Origin of the sequence: Alteromonas lipotrueae (genome assembly GCF_019249255.1) — a bacterium.
GTDB lineage: Bacteria > Pseudomonadota > Gammaproteobacteria > Enterobacterales > Alteromonadaceae > Alteromonas > Alteromonas lipotrueae.
The window spans coordinates 1-691 of record NZ_JAESDJ010000045.1 but is presented as its reverse complement, the minus strand read 5'-3'; the positions used below and the strand labels follow the sequence as shown (position 1 = coordinate 691).

1 protein-coding gene is annotated in these 691 nt (G+C 38.2%); it reads right to left on the bottom strand.

Going from position 1 to position 691, the window contains the following annotated elements:
* Positions 1-172 precede the first annotated feature (172 nt).
* Positions 173-601 carry a hypothetical protein gene (locus tag KYS23_RS20580; protein WP_218420082.1) on the bottom strand — a complete coding sequence of 143 codons (429 nt, stop codon included), beginning with the start codon at positions 599-601 and terminating at the stop codon, positions 173-175.
* Positions 602-691: the final 90 nt, after the last annotated feature.

Here is a 691-nt window from a genome sequence, read left to right as displayed (position 1 = left end):
TTTTGATAAGTGACTTTAAGCTAAGTTGAGTATGAAAAATTCTAGTCATAGGTTTCTTATTCTAAGTGGCACATAACTTTTAAATAAGGGGCGCAGGCGCGTAGGGCATAATGGCGAAGCCGCCCTGCGTGTATGCGTCCCAGCGAACGAAGTGAGTGACTTAATTTTTTTGTTATGAGGCACGCTTAAAATAACCTACGGAATAATACAAACTGACCAAAAATAAACTAGTTAAATAGGTAAATGCAACTCTTGGATAGAGATTACCTTGAATACAATGTAGCTGCTGACGTGTATTTATTATTTGAGAACAGTCGATATTTGATGTTATGGAAAAAACTAAAAATAGAACTGAAGCAAGCAAAGAAAGGATGCAAAAGATTACAATTAAAAAACGTATTTGGGTAGCTAGCCAATAGACAGCAAAGGCTGCGGCGACAATCGGAACAGAGTTAGCTACAGCTGGTTTAGGGTATTCGTAAAAAGATACGCAGCCTATAACGAATAGCATACCTGCAAACCCAATCCATGTACCAAGAAACTCAAACTCTCGATCGCCGTGAAAGTTTTTGAGGTTAAACTTTACTTTGTATCTATGCATGTTCCTTTGCTACATAACGCCCTGTTAACAGGCAAAATAGTGTTGGCTAAAATTTAGCGACGAAGGAGCAAAAGCCAACTGTATTTTGTC

What these genes read in the sequence shown, in the direction of transcription:
- KYS23_RS20580 (WP_218420082.1), bottom strand. Translation starts at nt 601, where the DNA reads ATGCATAGATACAAAGTAAAGTTTAACCTCAAAAACTTTCACGGCGAT.